The organism is Methylophaga sp. UBA2689 (genome assembly GCA_002354555.1).
Taxonomy (GTDB): Bacteria; Pseudomonadota; Gammaproteobacteria; order Nitrosococcales; family Methylophagaceae; genus Methylophaga.
The window spans coordinates 135574-140402 of record DELT01000094.1; the positions used below are offsets into that span (position 1 = coordinate 135574).

The 4829-nt window shown below is 46.9% G+C and carries 5 protein-coding genes; all 5 read right to left on the bottom strand.

Annotated features, from left to right (window positions below; translation table 11 throughout):
- On the bottom strand, window positions 1-1571 hold a 1571-nt coding region (locus tag B3M51_RS11800), incomplete at its 3' end, for a HAMP domain-containing protein (protein ID WP_292759444.1).
- Window positions 1556-2137 carry a DUF4390 domain-containing protein gene (locus B3M51_RS11805; protein ID WP_292482951.1) on the bottom strand — a complete coding sequence of 194 codons (582 nt, stop codon included), beginning with the start codon at window positions 2135-2137 and terminating at the stop codon, window positions 1556-1558. The genes B3M51_RS11800 and B3M51_RS11805, both read right to left, overlap by 16 nt.
- Window positions 2115-3422, bottom strand: coding sequence for a 16S rRNA (cytosine(967)-C(5))-methyltransferase RsmB (gene rsmB, locus B3M51_RS11810; RefSeq protein WP_292759448.1), 1308 nt, complete (start codon window positions 3420-3422; stop codon window positions 2115-2117). The genes B3M51_RS11805 and rsmB overlap by 23 nt, the downstream gene beginning before the upstream one ends.
- Window positions 3415-4347 (bottom strand): methionyl-tRNA formyltransferase, encoded by a 933-nt coding sequence (gene fmt, locus B3M51_RS11815; protein ID WP_292759450.1) that lies wholly within the window; start codon window positions 4345-4347, stop codon window positions 3415-3417. Before fmt ends, rsmB begins: the two co-directional genes overlap by 8 nt.
- A gap of 8 nt (window positions 4348-4355) precedes the next feature.
- A partial coding sequence (gene def, locus B3M51_RS11820; protein WP_292759454.1) for a peptide deformylase occupies window positions 4356-4829 on the bottom strand: 474 nt, incomplete at its 5' end.

The following is a 4829-nucleotide window of genomic DNA, read 5'->3' on the forward strand; positions in this document are numbered from 1 at the left end:
TATTTATGTTGTAAACGTTCAGCCGATAATTGAATGGGGGTGAGCGGGTTTTTAATTTCATGTGCCAGCCGCCTGGCAACTTCCCCCCAGGCAGCATTACGCTGTGCCTGCAACAGGGCTGTGATGTCATCAAACACAATCACCCAGCCGGTTTCACCGGGCAGGGGGGTGCCATGACACATCAAGGTTTGACGACCTTTAGTTTGCTGCAATTCTATCTGCTGTTGCCAGGCGACGGACTTGAAGGTGTAATTTTGAATCAGTAAGGCAAAGCTATGCAGATTGTCATTAAGCTTAGCCAGAGCATCTAATGAGCTTTCCAGTCTTTGCTGTAAATTGACGCCGAGGATCTGACTGCTGGCCAAATTGGCAGTGCGCAGGTACAGATCATTATCAATAGTAATAACCCCGCTGGATAAGCTGCCTAATACGGTTGTCAGGTAACTGGTCTGCTGTTCCAGTAAGCGATGGCTTCTGTCTGATGCATTTCTGGCTTGGGTCAGGCGTTGAGTCATCTGGTTGAAAGAGCGCACCAGAAAACCGATTTCATCGTGACCGGAGGCGGTAAGTTGCATATTGTAATTACCGGAGGCAACAGCCTGGGTGCCTTCTGCCAGCTCCTGCAAGGGTTGAACCATGCGTCGGGAGATCCATACCGCAAACCAGATTGAGGCCAGCATGGTCAGGAAAACGATCAGGCTCAAAGTCAACGTAAAGATGGTCACTAACGGTTTGCGTAAATAGCTCAGCTCTTTATAGTCGGTGTAGGCATCCTGCACATTTTTGCCCAATGAGCTCAAATGATCATTGACCGGAAAGGCCACATGTAAATAGCGTTCTTCGGCAAGAATGGATTTTCGTGGCAACATCACTGCTGCACGTAATTGCAGTTCATCATTTGCTGCCGGATCCAGACCAATATAATCTTCACCCTGTTGCAGACGACGCACGATGGATTCATCGGGTGCATTAGGGATAATAATCGCCGGATTCTCAATACTGGATACCACCAGTCGGCCTTGCATATTCCAGATACTGATTTCCAGTGCACCACTTAGTTGCACCAGTTCCCGGAGACTATTGGTGAGGCGTGAGTCTGGCAGTTCTGATAACACACCGGCCATCATTCGTGTCTGACGCAGTAAGGTACGCATGCGAATACCAAATGCGTTACGGCTCAGTTCCAGCGAGTCCTCTAAAGCCTGTTCGACTTTTACATCAAACCAGCTATTGATACCACGTTGCAGGAAATGTACGGAGAACCCGTAAACAATACTGGTAGAGCCAACAATCAGTAACACAAACAAGCTGACCAGTTTCAGTGTGAGGCGTGATCCAGGCGCTTTGCGTTTGAAATCACGGTAAAGTCGATATAACCCACGGGCCAGTATCCCGGCCAGTAATAGCAGACAAACTAGGCCCAGGCCAAAAATATAAAGAAATAAATCACTTAGACGAGAGGTGTCCTGAGTAGCCGCACTGAGCATGTAGGCCAATATTAATAATAATAAAGCCAGTGAAAAATACGGTGCCGTTCCCGAGCTGAGCCCTCTGATTAATTGGAAGGCCATGCCACCTCATGCCAATCGCTGGCTAAATCCCATTTATTGGAAAGAAACGCTCCAGGTCGCATAGGAGAAGGCAGCGCGTTTAAATCAATCTGGCTGCGAATTCTAAGGATCAGATCGCTGGTATCTAGCGTATGTTGTGGTGGCAGACTAAAATCTTTAATCTCCCCCATGCCGCTTAATGCACTTTCCATGGTCGTAAAATTGCGATGCGTTTTGGTATCCATGGAATGTAAGAGATATTGCTGGGACAAGTCGTGATAACGCAATACATAACGTATTTCGGTAGACCAGATATTACTCTGCCATTGCCACCATTCTCCCAGAACCGGATAACTTCTGATTAACTGAATTTCCTGTACAAAGGTAATTGGCACCCCGTTATAAAGGGCTTCTTTAACCCGGGCATTTAACGGGTAGCTGATAGAGGCATTCAAAAGATAGCCGTTGCCCGCTGGAGAAGTGCGAGCCTGTTCGATATAGAATGTCTCAGCCTTTACGGTTTGCACAGAGACAAACAGCAACAAAAAAAACGCCAGAAGACGTTTAACGGTGACGTAGGCAGGCATAATAGAAACCATCCAGATGGTTATCTCCCGGTAGCAATTGATAGCCGAAGCTTACTCTTCGAGCTGGAGCCCGGGATGGAAGCTGCTCCATAGCCTCGGGCTGGCGTTGCAAAAATGCTTCTATCTGTAATTCATTTTCCTGCTTAAAAACAGAACAAGTGGTATAAACCAGCAAGCCATCCGGTTTCAGTAATGGCCATAAGTTATCCAGCAATGCTTGCTGCTGTCTGACCAACTGTTCGATATCTTCTGCTTTTCGGAGCAGTTTAATATCCGGATGACGTCTGATAACACCACTGCCAGTACACGGCGCATCAATCAATATACGGTCAAATTGTTCACCATTCCACCAGTTTTGTGGATTGCTGGCATCCGCTGCGAGACAATTTGCCGATAAATTCAATCGTGACAGATTTTCCTCAACATGCTCGAGCCGCTCCTGACTGATATCCACAGCGATGACTTCATTATTTGGAAATCTTTCCAGAATATGACAGGTTTTTCCACCCGGTGCTGAACAGGCATCGAGAATGCGCTGATTTGGTTGTAAATCAAGTAAATCAACCACTTGTTGTGCGGCTCCATCCTGCACAGAAACCGCACCTTCTACAAAACCCGGCAAAGCAAATACATCACAGGCTTGTTCCAACAAGATCCCTTGGGGACAGTTTTCAATCGCAGTGGCAGGAATGGCGGCTTTCTCTAGCAATTCCAGATATTCCGACTGGGAATATTCCCGGCTGTTAACCCGCAGCATCATCGGTGGTTGCTGATTGTTGGCCGTCAAAATGTCTTGCCACAAATCTGGCCAGTCAGCCTGATATTTTTCAATCAGCCAGGCTGGATGAGCATATTCAGTCACTGTTTGTTCAGCCAGGTTTTTTTCCAATGTATCCTGCTGGCGTTGATAATTTCGTAGACAGGCATTGATTAAGCCGCTTGCCCATTGTTTGTTCAAGCGTTTACTGGCGTTAACCGTTTCTGACAGGGCAGCATGATCGGGTATGCGTAACGAGCGAAGTTGATATATACCTACCAGAAGCAAAGCCTTAAGATCAGCGTCTTTCGGTTTTAACGGTTTGGAAAGTAATTGCTCACTGATGCTTTCAAGAGCAAAAAACCAACGAATTACACCATAGGTTAATTGCTGGAATAGGGGGCGTTGAGTTTCATCCAGTCGTTTGCTGATATCTACAAAAGCGGTGTTTAATGATTGTCCCTGTTTTACCCGCTGTATGACTAATGCGGCAGCACTGCGTGGGCATAATAAATTACTTTTAGCCAAAATAGTCGCCTGCCTTTAAGGGATGAGCATTCAGAAAGTCATTGGTTGGAACGGCCTTTTTCCCCGGTGCCTGGAGCGATAATAAACGAATGACACCATCCCCGGTAGCAACATCAATTCCCTGACGGTCTGCCTGGATAATCGTGCCTGGTTTAACAGTATGATTTGGTGAATCAAGCACTGTTGCTTGCCATATCCGCAGCATTTTGTCCTGCCAGAGGGTCTGGGCAACCGGCCAGGAATTAAATGCGCGAATCTGCCGGTCAATTTGCTGTGCGGATTGTGACCAATCTATATTGGCTTCTTTTTTAAGTATTTTTGCCGCATAACAGCTTTCTGCATCATCCTGGGGCATTGACAGGGATTGTAATTCATCAAAGTTATTCAATGTTTCCAGCAGGGTGTTGGCGCCCAACAATGCCAGTTTTTCATGCAGTTGTTCGCCAGTATCATTTGCCTCTATGGCTATTTCTGCACGTTTGATAACGGGTCCGGTATCCAGGCCGGCTTCCATTTGCATAATACAGACACCGGTCTGTTTATCCCCAGCCAGGATGGCACGTTGAATTGGTGCGGCACCACGCCATCGTGGCAACAGCGAAGCATGAACGTTAATGCAGCCCAGTCGGGGAGTGTCCAGAATACTTTGTGGTAACAGTAACCCATAGGCTACTACAATCATTAAGTCTGCCTGATAACCGGCAAGCGTAGCTCTATCGGCTTCAGCTTTGAAGTTGAGAGGTTGTTCAACCGGGATATGATGTTGTAAAGCAAGTTGCTTAACCGGGCTGGCAGTCAGTTTCCGGCCTCTGCCAGCCGGACGATCCGGTTGTGAATAGACGGCGCAAATTTCATGTTCTGTTGTCAGTAGAGCCGCCAGCGTGGTTGCTGCAAAGTCCGGAGTGCCGGCAAAAATGATGCGCATGGATGTCCTTATAGTTTTTGTTTCTGGTGTTTCTCCAGCCGTTTTTTGATGCGTTGACGTTTGAGGTTACTTAGATAATCAACAAACAGTTTGCCTTCCAGATGATCGATTTCATGCTGAATACAGGTTGCCAGAATACCATCGGCATCCATTTCAAACGTTTCGCCTTGCAGGTTCAGTGCACGCACACGGATTGTGTCAGCGCGGATGACTGTTTCATAAGCTTCCGGTACTGAAAGACAGCCCTCTTCAAATTCACGCTCGCCTTCGGTTTCAATTAATTCCGGGTTAATCAAAAACAACGGGCTGCTTTTATCTTCAGAAACATCAATAACAATTAACTGTTTCTGTTCATTAACCTGTGTGGCAGCAAGACCAATGCCCGGAGCTTCGTACATGGTTTCCAGCATATCATTTGCAAGCTGGCGGATTTCATCCGTTACCTTTTCAATGGGCTTTGCTTTCAGACGTAGCCTGGGATC